Below are 18,614 nucleotides of genomic sequence, written 5' to 3' on the forward strand. Positions count from 1 at the left end.
CTTAGCTGATTACCCATGTCGAGACCATAACGATTGCGACCGTCACCGGGATGACGTAACGAATGAGGAAACGCCATACCGGATACAGTTTAGCGCCTGTCCCGGACGTTTTAATCTCGTCTTGCAAAATACGCTCATCGACGACATGTCCGACAAAGATCGACGTGAGTAACGCACCTGTCGGCATGAGGATGTAACTGACGACATAGTCCATCGAGTCAAAGAACGTACGGCCGTTCAAGAACTGCAACTCACTCATCAGTCCGAACGATAAGGCCGAGGGGATCCCGACGGCGAACACGATGGCCGCCGAGAGGAGTGTGACGTTACGCTTCGACATCGTTTGTTTCTTCTCGTTCAATTTATCCGTCACACCGGCGACGACGACTTCGAGCATCGCGATCGAAGACGTGATCGAGGCGAACGTGAACAATAAGAAGAACAATACCATGAAGAAGCCGCCGAGTGGGACTTGGTTAAATACGGCCGGCAACACGACGAACAGGAGCGCCGGGCCTTCTGCCGGATCGAGCCCCGAGGCGAAGACGGCCGGGAAGATGGCGAGCCCCGCCAAAATTGAAACGGTGACGTTCAACAAGACGATCATATTTGCCGAGCGGTTGAGCGTCCCTTTCGTTTGAATGTACGAGGCGTATGTGAGCATCGCCGCCACTCCGAGCGACAGCGAGAAGAACGCTTGCCCGAGCGCGAACAAGACCGACTCGCCGGTCAGTGCCGAGAAGTCAGGCTGCAAGAAGAAGCGGACCCCTTCCATGGCACCGTCAAGTGTCAACGAGCGGATGACGAGCACGATGAAACTGACGAACAGGAGCGGCATTAAAATCTTGCTCATCCGCTCGATTCCGCCTTCTACCCCTTTCAAGACGATGAGTAGCGTGATCAATAAGAATAAAAATTGTCCGAAGACGGCAATCCCAGGTGATGCGACGACGTCCGCGAACACGGTCCCGAACTCGTCAGGTGACCGACCACTGAGCGTCCCGCTCAAGCCGAGCCCGACGTAGATCAACACCCATCCACCGATGACACTGTAGAATGATAGCAGTAAGAAGCAAGCGATTACGCCGAGGTAACCGACCAATGTCCAACGGCGATGGCCGAGTTTTTTAAAGGCAAGGAGCGCCGTCTTTTGCGTCGAACGCCCGACGATGAACTCTCCGATGAGAAGCGGCAGACCGAGTAAGAATGTGAATGCTAAAAACATAAGTAAAAAGGCGCCGCCCCCACTTGTTCCCGTGACATATGGAAATTTCCAGATGGCACCGAGACCGATTGCGGACCCTGCGGCCGCTAAAATGAATCCAATTTTTGAGGCGAACGAATTTTGCGCCATTACTATCCCTACTTCCTAATTTCATTTCATTTTCATAATAATAGTGAAATACTAACACGGTTCAGAAACGAGAACAACAAAAAACAGAGAAAAGTCTGAATTCTTTCCTCTGCCTTCGTAAACGATTATGGGACGAGAAATGTCAGCTCATTCGGCAACACTTCAATCTGTAAATGATCCGTCTCAAAGTGTTCACCGTCCACATCGATGACTTGTGGCTCACGTAAAAACACATCAAGTTGCTCCATTTGGAGATGGACCCATTCTGGCGACGACTGTTCGAGTCCGAGCTGTTGCGTCAATAGCTGACGAATCATCGGGAAGCCGATGGCCGAGCTATGGACGACTTCGACGAGACCGTCCGTGAACGATTGCGTCGCGAGCTTCGTCGGGACCGTTCCGAGATAGGCACCGTTGCCGACGTATAGAAAACTGACGGCCCCATCGTGGATGACCTCGCCCGCCCGCTCGATACGGACCTTGAACGGATCGAGTTCGCGGAACTGACGGATCGTCGCTAAAAAGTATCCAATCGAGCCGAGCGTTTCTTTTTGGAGCGGATCGATCTGTCGGGAAGCGTCCGCGATCAATCCGACCCCGACAAAGTTGAGACCGAACCGTTCGTTGACACGCATCACATCGACCGATTGCTGCTCGCTCATTTTAAACAGGCGAGCCGCCTCAATCGGTTCGACAGGCAGATCAATCGCCCTCGCGAAGTCGTTGCACGTCCCCGCCGGTACGAGACCGACGCTCGGACGTTCGTCACGAGGCAACGCCATCAATCCGTTGACGACTTCATGAAGCGTCCCATCCCCACCGATGACGATCAAATGATCGAACCCACTGCTCGTTCGAGCAAGGCGCGCTGCATCCCCTTCAGCTAGCGTCTTTTGGATGAGAATCTCTTGATACATCGACTCGATTGTCCCGACCACTTCGCCGAGCATCGTCTCGCTCGCACCCGACTTCGGGTTCGAAATGATCATCGCCTTCATAATAGACCCGCTTGTTCCAAGAAGTCTTCGGCCACGTCGTAGGCCCGTTCTTTCCCGTAAGCGACCCGACGGTTCAATTCAGACATCTCTTCGTCAGTGATGAGTCCGCCCAACTGGTTGAGCGCGTCCTCGATTTCCGGATGTTCTTCAAGCGTTTCTGCTTTCAAGAGTGGAGCACCTTGATAAGGCGGGAAGAACTGTTGATCGTCTTCTAACACGAGCAGGTCGTTTTCGGCGATATCCGGGTCGGTCGCATACGCATCAACAAGATTGACGTCGCCCCGTGCGATGGCGCGGTAACGAAGTTTCTGCTCCATCGAAACGACAGAAGGGAAATCAAGTCCGTACGCTTGCTGAAGTCCTGGATATCCGTCTTCACGGTCCGTGAACTCGAGCGTGAACCCGGCCTGGATGTCATTTTGCACGCTACGTAAATCAGAAATCGTCGTGACGCCTTCAGTTTCCGCATAGTCACGCGGGATCGCGATGGCGTACGTGTTATTGAACTGCATCGGTTCAAGTAAAGCGAAGCCGTCGTCTGCTAGCGCATCCCGTGCTTGTTCGTACACTTCACGGGCATCGTTTGAATTCGGTGTTTCTTTCACTAAACTCGCGAGTACCGTCCCGGTAAATTCAGGATAAATATCGACATCACCGGATTTTAACGCTCCCCATACGAACGTCGTCTCTCCGAAGTTCGGACGGACCGATACGGTCAGATCCGTCTCTTCTTCGATCAACAGTTTGTACATGTTCATCAAGATCTCCGGCTCGGGACCGAGCTTCCCGGCGACGACGAGGTCGGTCTGTTGGGTGCGGCCCAACGCGAGCGGTGCTGCGATAATTAACGCCAAGACGGTCGATACGGCGATCAGCTTCGTCTTGTTGCGGGTCGCCGTCGCACCTTCCATTTGACGGAGCAAGAAGTCGAACAATAATGCGAGAATGGCTGCTGGAATCGCTCCGAGCAAAATCAAATAGTTGTCGTTTCGGTTAATTCCAAGCAGGATCAACGTCCCGAGTCCGCCTGCTCCGACGAGTGCCGCCAGCGTGGCTGTACCGACAATTAACACCATCGCCGTTCGAATCCCGGCCATGATGACCGGTAGTGCGAGCGGTAGTTCGACTCTCATCAAACTTTGGTTCGGTTTCATGCCGCAACCTTGCGCGGCTTCGATCAGTGACTTATCGACTTCGTTCAACCCTGTGAACGTATTGCGAAGGATTGGCAACAACGCGTACAGAACGAGCGCAATCGTGGCAGGAAGTGCACCGATCCCAACGAGCGGAATCATAAGACCGAGTAGAGCCAAAGAAGGAATCGTTTGGATGATGGCGGTGAAGCCGATTGCCGTTTCGGCCACTTTTTTACGCCGCGTCAGCCAGATGCCTAGCGGGACCGCAATCAACACCGCAATCAAAAGGGAGACGACAGAAAGTTGTAGATGCTCGATTAGCGCTTCGACCAATTCCCCGCGTCGGTTTTGGAACGTTTCAAGCATCTGCCTCACCTCTTCCGTGTTGTGTAAAGTCGAGCACGAACGGATCATCACTCGCTCGAATCTCGTCAGGCGTGCCGACGATGACCAGTTTTCCGTCACGCATGAGAGCGATCCGGTCCCCGAGTTTCATCGCCTCCTCAATGTCATGAGTGACGAACAGAATCGTCTTCCCTAACTCATCGTTCAACCGTTTGATGTCATCTTGGAGCTGGGCCCGACTGATCGGATCGAGCGCCGAGAACGGTTCATCCATTAAAATAACTTCCGGGTCGGCCGCGAGCGCTCGCAGGACGCCGACTCGTTGTTGTTGACCACCCGACAGTTCAGGCGGTTTTTTAGAACGGAGGACAGGGTCGAGACCGGCGATTTTCATCAGTTCGGTCACACGGTCTTTCGTCTTCGTCTTCGGCCATTTCAATAGGTCCGGAACGACGGCGATGTTCTCTTCGACCGTCAAATGCGGGAACAATGCGATTTGTTGGAGCACGTAGCCGATGTTGCGTCGCAGTTCATAAATGTCGAACTGATAGATTTCGCGCTCATCAATCAGGATTTTCCCGTCAGTGTGGTCAATCAGACGATTCACCATCTTCATCGTCGTCGTCTTGCCACAACCTGATGGCCCGATCAATACGAAAATCTCTCCTTTTCGTACCGTCAAACTCAAGTTTGCGACGGCCAATGTCCCATCATCGTAACGCTTGGAAACATTTTGAAATTCAATCAACACAATCCCTCCTCGGCTTTTCACATTATATGAAAGTCAAATATTAGTTTGCCCGTTTCCAACGATTGTTAAACAACAAAAGGTTCTCCCGCGGGAGAACCTTTTCGTTATGGAAGTGTGATGGTAACGTGGCGACGACCCCAATTGATTGCCTCGCTCTTCGTATCGACGAGTAGATCGACGATGTTGCCTTTAATGCGTCCCCCTGTATCGAGAGCGATCGCTTGACCGATCCCTTCGATCTGTACGACCGTACCGAGCGGGATGACGGCCGGATCGACGGCGATGATGCGCATGCCGTTATAAAAAATCGAATCCGTCACGTCGTGTCCCGTCGCCGTCAACACCCGGCCCCCGTATGAGCCGTTGTCTGCCGCATCATTCGTGTAAGCTGTCGACTCGGCTTGAATGACGCGCCCGCTGCTTGTCGAGACAGGTGTCGCCACAGCGTTTGTCGTGGCTTGCTCTGCTTTCGCTTGCTTTGCTGTCGCTTCTGCCTGGCGTTTCGCTGCTTCTGCAAGCCGCGCTTCCTCAGCCGCGATTCGCTTGGCTTCCGCCAACCGTTTCGCTTCCCGCTCTGCCTGCTGCTTGGCTTGTTCTTCTGCCACTCGTTTCTCTTCAGCGAGGCGCTTCTCTTCCGCGAGTCGCTTTTCACGCTCGATTTTTTGTTGGCGTTCAAGCTCGATCGCAATCCGTTCCAATTCAAGCGGGTTTTGTACGATTTTCTGTTCTGTTCCGATTCCAATTTGAGCAGCGTCGGCAGTCGTAGCAATTACGAACATACCGGCGACGACAAACAGAAGCGTCATCATATATTTTAAATATTTCATAGTGATTAGGTCAGCCCTTTCTCGTCTTCTAACGAACAGGAGTAAATTTACCATGCCGTCTCGAACCCGAGAAGTGGTTTTGACGAAGTGAAATATTGCTGACATATGGGCGAACGCTTAGTTACAGATTGTAACAATTGCCGAAAACGTTGCTATACAAGCGACCTAACAAAAAAATTACAGATCGGTTACAAACGTTCTCGTAACAAATCTGTAATCTGTTTGTCATTCTGTTTCAGCTTCGATTGGACGTAAATCATGGGCCCGGACCATCCCCCAAGGCGCCACGTCGACTTCAACTTCGAACGTTTTCGCACCTTCGATCACCGCTTTCTCGTCCTCGGCGACACGGTATGAACTCATGTCGGTGATGAAGACTTGGCGATCGTAATATTCAGCCCGCGTCCCACCAAAAAACGGTCGGGAGCTGACCCGGTCGATTGTAGCAAAACCAGCGTCATCTGTTTTGAATGAGACGTAGACCGTCCCGGAATCGACATCTTGTCGCCCTTCCAACGAATCGAACTCGAGATAGACGTAATCCCCAAAAAATGGGTCATACGGCTCGTACGACGTCGCTTTGAACGTATACGACTGGCCGAACCAAGACACCGCATAAACGAGCAAGATAAAACCGATGGCAATCAATACTTGTACGATCGGTACAAGCCAAGGAGTGATTCGTTTCATGTCCGAGCATCCCCTCTCGTACGGCTACGCCACCACAACGCGAGCGACAACGCGAATACGATCAACGCCCCGATCAAGAAGAAGAGCGAGATGTCGAGCCGGTCCCAAACATAAATGAAGTAGATCGTCATTTGGACAAGCAAGAAATAGATGAACGCCAAAACGATCGGTTTCCGCTCATGGTCTTGCATGATCAAGTAAGCGAGCGCTACCACTTCAAGCAAGATCGCGAGTAAGATACCTGAATCTTCGAATAGCGAGAACGGGATGACCGCGAGTAGGCTCACCCACAGCAAATCGGGGCGACGATGTGTCAAGTACACAGCCACGAGGACGACGGAAAGCAGCGTGGCCTCGATGACGGACGGCTGACGTTGAGACAACCAACCCTCGGTCGCATTGACCAAGTAACCGATGGACAAGATGGCAGCGACGAACAAGTAGAGATACTGCCACTGAGCCCGCTCCCGGTAGACGAGGAACAGGATATGCAGTGCTGCGAGTGCCCAAAGCGGCCAAAACCGTCCCTCGTAATCGATATACTGACCGATCGTGAGCAACAGTCCGTAAAAGCTGAACCAGGCGAAAATCCGGTCGAGCTCGTTATCACCGTAATGGAACCAAACCCACGTCACGAGCAGGCCGAACAGGATGAGTGTGATCCCGATTCCTTGAAAACTGTTCGTGACCGCTAAAAAAGCGGCTAGCGCTGCGATGAACGTGAAGATCGGGTGCTTATAGATCAGTTTGTGCAGGACGGCGACAGCAAAGAATAGCCAGAACAGAAGCGGTAGTTGCGAGGAAAGATTATACGTTGTGAAGATGACAATCATCGTGGCGACGAAGAAAACGACGCCGAGGACGCGGAACAACGTCACATACCGAGGGGCTTTCACTTGAAGCCGCTCCGCTGCTACGTACATCCCGAGCATGAAGACAAGGAATATGGATACTTTGACGAGGTCTGGGATCGCTTGCCAGTTGGCGGCGACAAAACTGAATAGACTAAGGGCGAGCAGGATTGATCCGATAATGACAAGAATTGGCGGTTTGTGCTCACGTTTGTCACTAACCGCCAATTTCTTATATTCAAAATCAATCAACCGTTGACCGGTCGTTTCATCTAGCAAACCCGCCTCTTTCCATTCACGAACTTTTTTGTCAATGGACACCTGAATCATCCCTTTCGGTTAAAAGGTCAGCTGGCGCGTTCAATCAATTCCAATTCTTTTTTCAACAAAACCTGTTTCTCAAACTCGAGGCCGAGCTGTTGATATTCCTCCATGATGGAAACGTCCCCGATGACCGTATTCGTTAATACGGCAGTCACTTCTGCGACCCATCCTTCACGAGTTGACTTGACGATATCACCCACAGCGAATTCTAAAGACACACCCATTCACTTCCAATCTTAAATTTGTTTTTATCATTATAACTAAATTATATAGGTTTGAATACGTTTTCTTTTGTACATTTGATGAATTGTGACAAAATTTTTCCAGTCAATCCCCAAATAATGTAGTCTTCATGTTCGTAAAAAGGTTCTCTCATTTTAATTACCCGTTTTTCATACGCTTTAGCGTTCGCCATTCGGTCAAACGGAATATTTTGATCCGGATTCATCGTCCATTCCATCTCGCCGTGAAACGGATCAATTAACAGTAACGTTTCGACGGGAACAGTGAACAAATGATCGACTTCATCCGTTTGACGTACGTCCGGAACTGTCGGAATCATCCCGACGAACGGATAGATGAGTTGACGGTGCGGCGTGGCGAGCGGCTGTAAGCGACCGATGACCTCGATCGTCTCGAGCGGTACCTCGAGTTCTTCACTCGTCTCTCGGACCGCGGCCTCGACAGGTGTCTCCCCTCGCTCGAGCCGACCTCCCGGGAACGAGATCTCTCCAGGTTGGCGCCGCATCGTATGGGCCCGGACTTCAAAGACGACGTGCCAGACGTCATCGATTCGCGTCAACGGGATCAAGACGGCGGCGGTCTGTTCATAATTTTCTTCCATCGAGAAACTTTCTCGTAATTTCGCTTCAGTAACCCATGATTGTTTCATGATTTTCAACCTCGCTCTCTCTGTTTTACAGTTCCACCAGCGTCTCCTCGTTTAAACGTGGCAAATGTCGGAAATATCATTATTAATGATAGGAGATGGTGGAATTGGTTCAACAAGTTGATATATTGATTGTCGGGGCGGGGCCGACAGGACTCACACTCGCTTTGACATTAGCCAGATATGGAATCTCTTTTGAAATCATCGATCGAAAAACGACGCCTTCGAACAACTCACGGGCCATCGGGATTCAGCCGCGAACAATCGAAGTGTTTTCACGCCTTGATGTCGCCAAAGAAGTACTCAGTCGCGCCAGAACAATCGAAAAAGGAAACTTATACTTTTCTGGGCAGTGGACGGCCAAACTCGAGTTCTCACGTCTCGTCACACCTTACCCGTTCGTCACGCTATTGCGACAAAACGAGACCGAGGCCATCTTAGAACAGGCGTTGAACGACCACGGGCACTACGTCAAGCGCGGCGAGTCACTCGTCTCGTTGACCCACTATCCGACACGTGTGCTCGCCCATCTCGAATCCGACTCGAACCGCACGATCGAAGCCAAGTATATCGTTGCGGCCGATGGCGCCAACAGTTCGATTCGCCGTATGCTCGCGCTCCCGTTCAGCGGGAAGTCGTTCAAAGAGTCTTGGGTGTTGGCCGATATGAAGGCGAAATGGAACATCTCCCGTGAAGAAGTACACATCTTTTTCTCGGACCGTGGCGTGTTAGAAGTATTCCCGCTGACGGATGACACAATCCGGATTACCGGTAATCTCGCGAGCGACGAATCATTCAGCGAGGCCGAGTTGCACGAATTGGTCGAACAACGGAGCCACATGCCGGTAGAAATCGACGAGGTCGAATGGTTCTCGCTGTTTAGGGTGCACAATCGCATGGTCGACTCGTTCATCCATAACCGTGTCATCTTAATGGGCGACGCGGCGCATATCAATTCGCCCGTCGGCGGCCAAGGGATGAATACGGGCATCGCCGACTCGTTCAACCTCGGCTGGAAGCTTTGGCTTCATCTGAAAGCAGGGGCGCCGTTCAGTGTCGTCGACACGTACCGGGACGAGCGTGAACACGTCGCCAGAAACGTCTTGCAGACGACGAACGTCGCGACCGAAGTGCTCCAAACGACGCTACCGATTTTATTGCCGTTTCAAGCAGTCGGAGCGGACGTGTTCACCCGCGTCAATTTGATTAATGAAAAGATCACCGAACGAATCGCCCAGCTCCATTTGTCTTACCCTGGGCACTCACGTGTACCGTTCATCCGGGTCGCCGAAGGAAAGATTTTTCCCGAGATCGAGATGATCCGATCCGATGATGGCCTTCGTCAAAAGATCTCAGAAGTCGCCGATGGCCGCTTCCAAGTGCTCGTCCTCGATGACGGCAAACGTGACCCAAGTGAGTTATATGAATACTTGAACGCTCATCAATCATTCTTCCAAATCATCACGTTGTCTAAAACAAGCCGTCCTTTCTTTGACCAAGGCAACGAACTTGCGAAATCCTTGTTCATGCGCCGGGGTGTCCTCGTCATTCGACCGGACGGATACTTGCTGCATAAACAGCGTCATATGCGACCTGAACCGCTACGTGACAAACTGTCGGTCTGGTTGCCGTCTTAAGTCAAAAGCTCCACTCGTGAGAGTGGAGCTTTTGTCAGGATGGTGCATTGTAATAAAGTGTCCCCGGTTTCGAGAGGGTCAAGTCATAAAACGCCTCGAACGCTTCCACGTCCTCTAATTTCCGAAAATCGACTTTGTCCGTCTGTTCGTTCGGAATCGCGACGATGATGCCATCGACCGTCGATTTGATCATGCCCGTCTGTCCGTTATGAATTCGAATGTAGAGCACGTGCTCACTTTGCAGTAATTTTACGGCTTCACGCCGTGATTGTATCGTCGTTTTCACAGTCATCCCTCTCTTCTTTTCGAGTATACGGTCCGCCGCTGTTGCTTTCAACCGTTTCCCCCTTTAAAATTGTGTAAAGAAGGGGTTGAATGTGTTGGAAACTATATTGATTATCGCGCTTGGCGCGCTGTTCGTCATCCTCGTGACAATCCGAACGATTCGTAACTTACAATGGGTCCGCTTTGGTGAGGCGTTCGGAAAACAAGGTGAGGAGTTACTCGAGGATTATACCTACTTGACAGAAAAAGGCGTCACGTGCCGAATCGAACAAGGCTTGCCGACCGGACGCTTGTTTAAACCGCTCGCCAAAAACCTGGATGACCGGGTCGCCTTGTTCGTGCACCGAAATGATGAAAAAAAAGCAAAAGAGCTACTAAAGTAAAAAAGGTGCCGCGGCACCTTTTTTACTTATGTAACTGGCGCTCTGAACAATAATAAGCGATTTGCTTGATTGTCGCCTCTGATAGGAGCTCGAGTTTCGTCTTGGCGATGACTTTGTCGATCGCTTCGAACGAGTCTTCGCAGTTCGCTTTAACACGTTCGACTTTAAGACGTGACGCTTCTGGAAAAATTAAAAATGATGTGACCGGTACGGCCTTGCCGCATTCTTTTTTTAATAGGCTCCGAACTTGTTTCGTCATCTGCTCGAGTCCTTCGACTGGATGCGGATAGATGTTTTTCCACCCGAGTGAGGTTTCTAACCGACACTCTCGGTTCGTCACATGGACGGCCGTCGTCGTCCGATTGATTTGGACTAAAAAGACGCCTTTCGGTCCGACGAGCACGTAGTCGAGCACGTTGTCACCGATTTCGACTCGTTCAATCATCATCCAATCGAATCGACACGTGTGCCGAATGATTTCTACGATCTCATCCGTATACGATTTCGGCGGCAAGATGACCTCTTCTTTCGTTCGGAACAATCCTTTCGTCTGTCGTTTCACCGGCTCTTTCTTGACGGCCGTCAACACTTGTAACATCTATTCCACCTCCTCTCGTTATTCGCTAGGTCCGACTTGTTTTCCGAAGACGGCCTTTTCTAAGTTTGAAATCCGACGCAACATATCGTAGTTCGAGGCGACAGGTTGGGCCGGTTTCACCGGCTCGGTCGGTTCGCTTGAACCGCGGCGCAACGATTCGTTCTCTTGTCGCAAACGTTCGATCTCTTTCGCCATCTTCTCATAGTCCCGGATGACGACGTCTAAAAATTGGTCGACTTCTTCTTGCGAGTAGCCGCGGAGGGCCGTCTTGAATTCTTGTTTATAGATTGCTTCGGCTGTTAATTCGGTTTGCATAGTCTTCACTCCCACTGTTGTTCCCACTGTTTTTCTTCCTCGATCACACGCAGGTCGTCTTGTGTGATCATGAATAGTTCCATCTGGTGTTTTCGTTTAGCCCCTTCAACGAGGAAACGGGGGCTTCCTCCCGTCTCTTCGTCATACAACGTAATTAATCCTGCTGCCTTGTCTAAAAAGAACGCTGTTTTTGCGCGCAGCTGACTCGGGTCTTCATAAGGACGTTGCGTGAGCGGTTCAAAAAAATCGGCTTCGAGCCGCAACTGGCTGAATAACTCTTGTTCATACGGCTTATACCGTTCTTCCATCTCTAAAAATGGCGGAAACACCGCGATTTTAATCGGGTGTGTTTCTCTTAACTCTAACAATACTTGTCCTGCCCACAATTCACAACCGTTCGTTCCACTGAAGATGAACCATTCGGCCCCGAGTTCGATTGCTTCTGTGATCTTTCGGCGGTACGCTTCTTGGATGATCTCGATGCCAGGATGGTCAGCTTTGAAGATCCCAAGCTCATGGGGCCGATACCCGGTAATCGCAACAACTTTCATAACCTCTTCCTTTCTAACCGAGCTAGACGATGGTTGAGCGCGTGTTGCTGTTTTTGGACGGTCTGTTTCAAGACCGTCTTTTGCTGTTCCACGATCGCAATCGCCTGCTCGGTATATCGAATGGCTGACACGACATCTTTTTGCTGATGTTCTGCATACTTGGCTAGCTCGACCAACGCCTCGGTCGTCCCGACTTCTTTGAAAAGAGGAAGCGCTTCGACGATGCGGCCGGTCCGCTTTAACAGCAGCGCTTGACGCATTTTCGCTCGTTTTGTCGGTTGCTCGATCCGTTCATACTGTTTGAGTGCCTCGTCCGTACTCCCTAGATCGTTCAACCAATGGGCCCGCTCTTCTCCAAACGTCGGCTCGTCTGCTTCGACGAGGTGACAGAGCCGCTTATAAAGCGACACGAGGCTCAAGCAATCGGCGTGATGGTGCTCGATGACCGGTTGTAAAATATCAGGGTCCCGCTCTTTGACGTATTGAAAGTAATGCATCGGGGCGAGAAAACCTGGCAGATCGTCCGTTCGGGCATGTCCAAAATGGGCCTCGACCGCTTTTAACGAGACCGACTCGAGTGTCGGCTTCAACAGACGCCTTGACGCATGCAACAGATCGACATGACCGACGGCGGGCAATGCCTTCACTTTCGTCCGGACGAACGTATGACGCGTCTTGATTTGCGGCCAATCGAACGATTTTCCATTGTACGTCACGAACCGGATCTCGTCGCCGATGTCATTGAGAAAGTGATAGTAGAACGCCGTCTCAAACGCCGGGTGCGGCAATACGTACTGAATCATCTCGAGATGGTCTGGCTTGAAGCGGGCGAACCCGATCAAAAAGATGGACGTCCCGGCACCACGGAGCCCGGTCGTCTCCGTATCCATGAACAACACTTGGTCATACGGCACGTCGACCGTGAAGAACGGATGGTCTGCCGTCCCGAGGGCACGTTTCGCCGCGTCGAACGTAAAGTCGTGATACGTCGCTTCAAGCGGATAAATCTCTTTCAAGCGCACGCACCACTCGCTTTCAAACGTCAAGATCTCGCCACCTCGCGCGATCCACTTGGCTTGCTCCGCGTCATCTGGTGTGACCGTCGCTTGTTTCGGTTCATTTGTTTTGATGAGTCGTGATAGCTTCGCTTTCATATCGTCCCTTTCAATGCGGTCAACTGATTGACAACTTGGTCTTTAAAGTCACCGTAGCCGATCATCCCGACGCAACGTGGGCATCCGCTCACACACGGACAATCCTCGACCGTGCGGATTGCTGCGTCTAAAATTTCAGCGGCGTCTCGGAAGAGCGCTTCGCTCAAGCCGATACCGCCCGGATAGCGGTCGTACAAGTAGACGGTCGGTTTATTCGTATGGGTCGCTTTCATTTGAATCGTCGTGAACAAGTCGAGCGTGTCGCACATCAAGTAGAGCGGGGCGAGCCGGCGCAACAAGTCACTGACGGCCTCGAGCTGATCTTCCATATCGGCTTCCGAGTAAGCGAACCGGTCATCGAGCGTGAACCAGGTCGACGTCGTATGCAACTCCCGTTCCGGCAAGTGGATCGGACCAGATCCGATATTCTCATGCGTCCCGAACTTGATCTTCTTGAACAGCGTCGCCATTGCGATGACCGACACTTCACCGAACGTCTTGGCACCGCTCGTCTTGTTTTCTTCTAGCACTTTTAACTCCACAGCCAAGTTTGCGTCTGTGTAGTAATCGACATCGACGCGCCGCACGTACGCTTTCTTCTCTTCAAAATCGAGTTTCTCGACTTGATATTGCTCGGCCCCATGCAAATAGATCGCCTCGTCGTGAAGCAGCGTCATCGCACTGAACGTGTCCATCTCGCCGATGACTTGATGTTTCGCCGTCTGGTCGACGATGACGACGTTCTCTTGATCGCTCGTCCGCAGCGAGATGTCGTGGGCCGGGAAGGCGTCCGTCATCCAATAGTATTTATTGGCACGCTCATGCAAGATTTGCGCGTCCGTCAAGAAATCAAGGATATCCTCGGTCTCGACCGTACCGAAACGCTCCCCTTTTTGGAACGGGAGCTCGAAGGCGGCGCACTTCATATGATCGACTAAAATAATTAAGTTGTTCGGGTCAAGACGGGCCGCCTCAGGCGAACGCTCTAAAATCAGGTCTGGTTGCTCGACGACGAGTTGGTCGAGTGATGACGACGAGGCGACGAAGATGACGAGTGATTCCGACTGGCGACGGCCGGCTCTTCCTGCTTGCTGCCAGAGCGAGGCGACGGTGCCGGGATATCCGTTCAATACGCACGCCTCGAGTTGACCGATGTCAACGCCGAGTTCGAGCGCGTTCGTCGAAACGACGGCTTTGATTTCACCGTTCCGGAGCCTGCGTTCAATCTCACGCCGCTCTGACGGAAGATAACCGCCCCGATAACCGACGATCGACTTCGGTCCGAGTTCACGTCTCGTCAATTCTTGCAAATACGTCAATAGCACCTCGACCCGGACCCGTGACCGAGCGAAGACGATCGTTTGAATATCGGCCTCGACAAGTTTTGATGCGATCCGCTTCGTTTCGAGCGTGGCGCTCCGACGAATCCCGAGCGCTTCATTGACGACCGGTGGGTTATAGAAAATAAGGTGTTTTCTCCCTTGCGGAGCTCCATTATTGTTGACGAGCGTCACTTCTTCCTCGGTCAACAGCTCGGCCAGCTCGACCGGGTTCGCGATTGTCGCGGACGTCATGATCCATTTCGGATAACTTCCATAGTAAGCACAGATTCGTTTGAGCCGCCGAAAGACGTTGGCGACATGGCTCCCGAATACGCCGCGATACGTATGCAGTTCATCGACAACGATATATTCGAGGTTTTCAAACAACCGGATCCATTTCGTGTGATGCGGCAAAATCCCTGAGTGAAGCATATCCGGGTTCGTGATGACGATGTTGCCGGCGTCCCGCACTTTCGTCCGCGCTGCCGGCGACGTGTCCCCATCATACGTGAAGCATCGGAGGTCGCCTTCGAGCGCCTCGACCATCTCCATCAAATCGCTGTTCTGGTCTTGCGCGAGCGCTTTCGTCGGATACAGATAGAGGGCTCGTGCCGTCGGTTTCTCAATCATTCTAGACAGCACGGGCAAGTTATAGCAGAGCGTTTTACCAGAAGCTGTCGGCGTCACGATGACAGTCGAGTTCCCACGTGACGTCTGTTCGACCGCTTCGGCCTGATGCGTGTACAATTGCTCGATGCCGCGACTGTTTAACACCCGGACAAGATCGTCTGGAACGCTCGACGGGATGGCCGCGTATCTTGCAGGTTGTGCCTCGACCGTATGCCAGTGTGTGACATTGGCGGAAAAACTCGGGTCGGTCTTTAATGTCTTAATCATCTCTTCGACGGAACGTTTTTTCCGCATAGTACTCACCAACTTATTTCATGATTTTGAAGGTGCAAGTCGCTCCACAATCGTCTTCACTTGACTGATTCGTTCGTCACGCAAGAGACGATGAACCGCAGGCAAGTGTAGCACCTCCATCGCTTTGAACGCCTCGGCGACATGCTCATTTTCTTCTTCAAGCCGCTCCATCGCATCATTGTATAACAGGTGCGTCGAACGGCCGAACAAGACGATGGTATGTAACTTCGTGCATTTCGAATGGACTGCTTGCAAATGTTTCGTGTAACGTTGCACCGCTTTATGATAATCCTCGTGCGTCGTCAGCGCTTGGCGCTTGCCGCGAAGAAGTTCTGGATAAAAAGATTCATCGCCGAGAAACATCGTCTCGACGCCGATCCGTTTCAAATAAGGATGGCCGATCGCCTCTGCCACGGCCGAATCATCGATTAATCGTCCGAACGGGATTGATTCTTCTAACAGAATACGTCCCATCTTCAGTCCGTTGACGCCGTGAAGGGGCAGGCCAAGATCATCGTCTTGCAGTCGATCGATTACAAACAACACTTTCATCTTTCGCTTAAGAGAGAGTTGAACCATATGTCACCATCCTATTCGCTTTCTTTTCATTATAACAAACCACACAGAAAAACAGGGCGTTGATGTCGCCCTGTTTAAAGTAAGTCAATTTATTCGCGATTGTCATTTTCACGGTCTTGGTTTGATTCAGACGTGTCTGAGTTAGACTGTGATTCGAGCTCAGTCGAAGATTCTTCTTCAGCCGGAGGCGTCTCTTCTGTCGCCGGCTCTTCAGTCGTCTCTCCTTCACCGCCTTCATTGTTCCCATTTCCATTTCCGTTTTCGCTGTTACCATTACCGTTATTGTTGTCAGTCTCATTCGGTGGTGTTTCTTCAGCCGGCTCTTCTTCTGGAGGCGTCTCTTCCGTTGCCGGTTCTTCCTCTTCTTCAGCCGGTTCTTGACTGCGTTCGACCGTGTATTGCGTTTGGGCCGGGCTCGACTGTTGCTCACCTACGAGTTGGTTCGAAGCGGTCGCGACGATGGTGAACGTCGTCGTCCCGTTCCGGAGACCCGAAATAGCGATGCTCGTGTCTTCCGTCGTTCCGACGACACGTTCGCTGCCGTCCGGACGTTTCTCCGTCACGGTGAACGATAGACCTTGATAGCCGTCCGCTTCGACCGCTTGACGATTATATGACCACGTCAACGTCCCGCTGTCAGCCGGAATGTCGTAATTGATTGACGCGCCGGTCGGTGCCGGAAGATTTTTCGGTTCCAAATCTTTCGGTTTCGTCCCTTTGACGTAGAGTTCATTGCCGAGCGACAAGACAGAATCCGGTTGCTGGAAGCGGTCTGGACTTCCCGTCGCATTCGTCACTTCTTGCATCATATACTCGAAGTAGTACTGAGCGTGGTCCTCAGCAAGCGCATCCTTATCAGCTCCGGGTACTTTCCCGGTCCAAACCGAAATCGAGTAGTCGGTCGTATAACCCGTGAACCACTTGTCGTTTGGATTTTTATCTTTATCGTTCGTCGTCCCGGTCTTGCCGGCGACGTCCCACGGGAACGCGCCTGGCTTGTAAGTCCCGTTCGAACCACTGACGACGTCACGGAGCATATCGGTCAACATATACGCGGTATAGTCTTCCATCGCTTGCTTCGCTTTGATCGGCGAGTTGATCGTCGATCCGTCGTTGAACTCGATCTTTTGAATCAAGTGCGGCTTCATATACATCCCGTTCGCACCAAGCGTCGCGTAAGCAGCCGCCATTTGCGTCGTGCTCGCCTCGGCTGTACCGAGACTGTTCGCGGGCAACAACTCATCACCCGAACGCGCCGGTTCGATGCCGACGTTCTCGACGAACGATTCGATCGCTTCCGGACCGAACTCGTCCTGTACTTCTTGGAAAGCACGGACGGCCGGCGTGTTCCCGGAAACCGTCAAGTAGTAGCGCATCGTGTTGGCGCCGCGATACCCCGTGTAATAGTTCCCTGGATTGAATTCGCCTTCATCAAACGGCGCATCCATCAAGATCTTCCCGGTCGACCATTGCGCGTTCTCAATCCCTGGACCGTAATCGAAGAACGGCTTCGCCGTCGAACCGATTTGGCGTTTCTCGCGCGAGTAGTCACGGTAGTTCTTGTCACCTTGTTCCGCCTGTTGGCTGTCGATGACGGCGACGATTTCACCCGTCTTCGTGTTCAACACGGTCGCTCCCATGCGGAGATCTTTCGGGAACTCACCGTTTGGAATGTTCACGTTATCTGTCTTAATATCTTTATTGAATTTCGCGTGCAGCTCTTTATTGATCGACGTATATACTTTCAAACCTGTCCCGTAAATATCAGACTGTTCTAAGCCGTAGTCTTCTTCGAGCTCCGCTTGCACACGAGCGTAAATCGAACGGGTGTAAGACTCTTCTTCTGTCTGCGCACCCGGCGAGATGACGTCGGCAATCTCGACGTCGAGCGCCTCGTTATACTGTTGTTCTGTGATATGACCGTCCCGCTTCATTGCCGACAGCACTTGTTCTTGACGGTAACGCGTGAGTTCTTGGTCGCCAGCAATCGGATCATAAGCGCTCGGTCGTTGCGGGAGTCCCGCTAAGATAGCCGCTTCTTGATAGTTCACTTCTGACACCGGCTTATTGAAGTACGTCTTCGAGGCCGCTTGCACACCCCACGCCCCTGAACCGTAGTAGTTCTTGTTCAAGTACATCTCGAGAATCTGTTCTTTCGTGTACTCGCGCTCGAGTTTCACGGCGAGCCACTGCTCTTGTAATTTACGTTTTAATTTCTTGTCGGTCGACAAGAACGACTGTTTGACGAGCTGTTGCGTGATTGTAGAACCACCTTCAGACCCGAAACCGTCGGTCACGTTCGCGAGCACGGCACCGCCGATGCGGCGCAAGTCAATTCCGTTATGCTCATAGAAGCGACGGTCCTCGATCGAGATGACCGCTTGCTGCATCACTTCTGAAATATCATCGATTGACACGTACTCACGGATCTGACCGCTTTCTTCAAGCGGTTCACCTTCAGCCGACAGTAGCTGAATCGGATACGTATCGACTAATTTCTCCTCATCGAGCGGCGGTGCCGTCGCAATCGCGTAGGCTGTATAAGCTCCTCCGACGACCACTCCGACGATCAACAACAATCCTATAATAAGTAGGATGCGTCTCCACATCGGTTTCTTTGTTTGTTGTTTTGGTTTTTTCGTTTGTTGCTTTGGCTTTTTCGTCGTATCTTGACGACGCGCCATCCGACTTCGTTCCATTC

General features: G+C 51.8%; 19 protein-coding genes. 2 read left to right on the forward strand and 17 right to left on the reverse strand.

Annotation, left to right across the window (positions count from 1 at the left end; genetic code table 11):
- Window position 1: 1 nt before the first annotated feature.
- The 9 genes from BJU60_RS02845 to BJU60_RS02885 all read right to left on the reverse strand — a co-directional run bounded on the left by BJU60_RS02845 (window position 2) and on the right by BJU60_RS02885 (window position 8,168).
- The gene (locus tag BJU60_RS02845; protein WP_070327396.1) at window positions 2-1,354 is read right to left on the reverse strand and encodes a sodium-dependent transporter; all 1,353 of its coding nucleotides are present in this window, start codon (window positions 1,352-1,354) and stop codon (window positions 2-4) included.
- Window positions 1,355-1,479: 125 nt separating this feature from the next.
- Window positions 1,480-2,352 carry a diacylglycerol/lipid kinase family protein gene (locus BJU60_RS02850; protein ID WP_070327397.1) on the reverse strand — a complete coding sequence of 291 codons (873 nt, stop codon included), beginning with the start codon at window positions 2,350-2,352 and terminating at the stop codon, window positions 1,480-1,482.
- Window positions 2,349-3,854: an ABC transporter permease/substrate-binding protein gene (locus BJU60_RS02855; protein WP_070327398.1), complete on the reverse strand. Its 1,506-nt coding sequence runs from the start codon at window positions 3,852-3,854 to the stop codon at window positions 2,349-2,351. Before BJU60_RS02855 ends, BJU60_RS02850 begins: the two co-directional genes overlap by 4 nt.
- Window positions 3,847-4,584 (reverse strand): ABC transporter ATP-binding protein, encoded by a 738-nt coding sequence (locus BJU60_RS02860; protein WP_083273959.1) that lies wholly within the window; start codon window positions 4,582-4,584, stop codon window positions 3,847-3,849. Before BJU60_RS02860 ends, BJU60_RS02855 begins: the two co-directional genes overlap by 8 nt.
- Window positions 4,585-4,688: 104 nt before the next feature.
- The gene (locus tag BJU60_RS02865) at window positions 4,689-5,411 is read right to left on the reverse strand and encodes a 3D domain-containing protein (protein ID WP_070327400.1); all 723 of its coding nucleotides are present in this window, start codon (window positions 5,409-5,411) and stop codon (window positions 4,689-4,691) included.
- 225 nt (window positions 5,412-5,636) lie between these two features.
- Window positions 5,637-6,101 carry a GDYXXLXY domain-containing protein gene (locus BJU60_RS02870; RefSeq protein ID WP_070327401.1) on the reverse strand — a complete coding sequence of 155 codons (465 nt, stop codon included), beginning with the start codon at window positions 6,099-6,101 and terminating at the stop codon, window positions 5,637-5,639.
- Window positions 6,098-7,282, reverse strand: coding sequence for a DUF2157 domain-containing protein (locus BJU60_RS02875; RefSeq protein WP_070327402.1), 1,185 nt, complete (start codon window positions 7,280-7,282; stop codon window positions 6,098-6,100). The genes BJU60_RS02870 and BJU60_RS02875 overlap by 4 nt, the downstream gene beginning before the upstream one ends.
- A 17-nt stretch (window positions 7,283-7,299) precedes the next feature.
- Complete coding sequence (locus BJU60_RS02880) at window positions 7,300-7,476, reverse strand: DUF2187 family protein (RefSeq protein ID WP_016509936.1); 177 nt, start codon at window positions 7,474-7,476, stop codon at window positions 7,300-7,302.
- A gap of 65 nt (window positions 7,477-7,541) precedes the next feature.
- Complete coding sequence (locus tag BJU60_RS02885) at window positions 7,542-8,168, reverse strand: NUDIX hydrolase (RefSeq protein WP_083274014.1); 627 nt, start codon at window positions 8,166-8,168, stop codon at window positions 7,542-7,544.
- 95 nt (window positions 8,169-8,263) lie between these two features.
- Between BJU60_RS02885 and BJU60_RS02890 the strand changes: the two genes are divergently transcribed.
- Window positions 8,264-9,802 (forward strand): FAD-dependent monooxygenase, encoded by a 1,539-nt coding sequence (locus BJU60_RS02890; RefSeq protein ID WP_083273960.1) that lies wholly within the window; start codon window positions 8,264-8,266, stop codon window positions 9,800-9,802.
- Window positions 9,803-9,836: 34 nt separating this feature from the next.
- Here BJU60_RS02890 and BJU60_RS02895 read toward each other — a convergent pair whose 3' ends face one another.
- Window positions 9,837-10,088 carry a hypothetical protein gene (locus BJU60_RS02895; RefSeq protein WP_236633386.1) on the reverse strand — a complete coding sequence of 84 codons (252 nt, stop codon included), beginning with the start codon at window positions 10,086-10,088 and terminating at the stop codon, window positions 9,837-9,839.
- A gap of 91 nt (window positions 10,089-10,179) precedes the next feature.
- Here BJU60_RS02895 and BJU60_RS02900 point away from each other — a divergent pair, with 91 nt between their 5' ends.
- Entirely contained in the window at window positions 10,180-10,470 is a 291-nt protein-coding gene (locus BJU60_RS02900; protein WP_236633730.1) for a hypothetical protein, read from the forward strand.
- Between the two features lie 22 nt (window positions 10,471-10,492).
- On the opposite strand, the gene BJU60_RS02905 is transcribed toward BJU60_RS02900, so the two are convergent.
- From BJU60_RS02905 to BJU60_RS02935, 7 genes are all read right to left on the reverse strand, one after another.
- Window positions 10,493-11,068 carry a nuclease-related domain-containing protein gene (locus BJU60_RS02905; protein WP_070327404.1) on the reverse strand — a complete coding sequence of 192 codons (576 nt, stop codon included), beginning with the start codon at window positions 11,066-11,068 and terminating at the stop codon, window positions 10,493-10,495.
- Window positions 11,069-11,086: 18 nt separating this feature from the next.
- Window positions 11,087-11,383 carry a cell division regulator GpsB gene (gene gpsB, locus BJU60_RS02910; protein ID WP_051121542.1) on the reverse strand — a complete coding sequence of 99 codons (297 nt, stop codon included), beginning with the start codon at window positions 11,381-11,383 and terminating at the stop codon, window positions 11,087-11,089.
- A 5-nt stretch (window positions 11,384-11,388) separates the two neighbouring features.
- Window positions 11,389-11,934, reverse strand: coding sequence for an SLOG family protein (locus BJU60_RS02915; RefSeq protein ID WP_016509942.1), 546 nt, complete (start codon window positions 11,932-11,934; stop codon window positions 11,389-11,391).
- Window positions 11,931-13,088, reverse strand: a complete 1,158-nt coding sequence (locus BJU60_RS02920; RefSeq protein WP_070327405.1) for a ribonuclease H-like domain-containing protein — start codon at window positions 13,086-13,088, stop codon at window positions 11,931-11,933. Before BJU60_RS02920 ends, BJU60_RS02915 begins: the two co-directional genes overlap by 4 nt.
- Window positions 13,085-15,334: a DEAD/DEAH box helicase gene (locus BJU60_RS02925; RefSeq protein WP_070327406.1), complete on the reverse strand. Its 2,250-nt coding sequence runs from the start codon at window positions 15,332-15,334 to the stop codon at window positions 13,085-13,087. The genes BJU60_RS02920 and BJU60_RS02925 overlap by 4 nt, the downstream gene beginning before the upstream one ends.
- Window positions 15,335-15,352: 18 nt before the next feature.
- Window positions 15,353-15,913 (reverse strand): hypothetical protein, encoded by a 561-nt coding sequence (locus tag BJU60_RS02930; RefSeq protein WP_233589592.1) that lies wholly within the window; start codon window positions 15,911-15,913, stop codon window positions 15,353-15,355.
- Between the two features lie 89 nt (window positions 15,914-16,002).
- The gene (locus BJU60_RS02935) at window positions 16,003-18,612 is read right to left on the reverse strand and encodes a transglycosylase domain-containing protein (protein WP_070327407.1); all 2,610 of its coding nucleotides are present in this window, start codon (window positions 18,610-18,612) and stop codon (window positions 16,003-16,005) included.
- Window positions 18,613-18,614: the final 2 nt, after the last annotated feature.

This window comes from Exiguobacterium aurantiacum (genome assembly GCF_001766415.1).
Lineage (GTDB): Bacteria > Bacillota > Bacilli > Exiguobacteriales > Exiguobacteriaceae > Exiguobacterium > Exiguobacterium aurantiacum_A.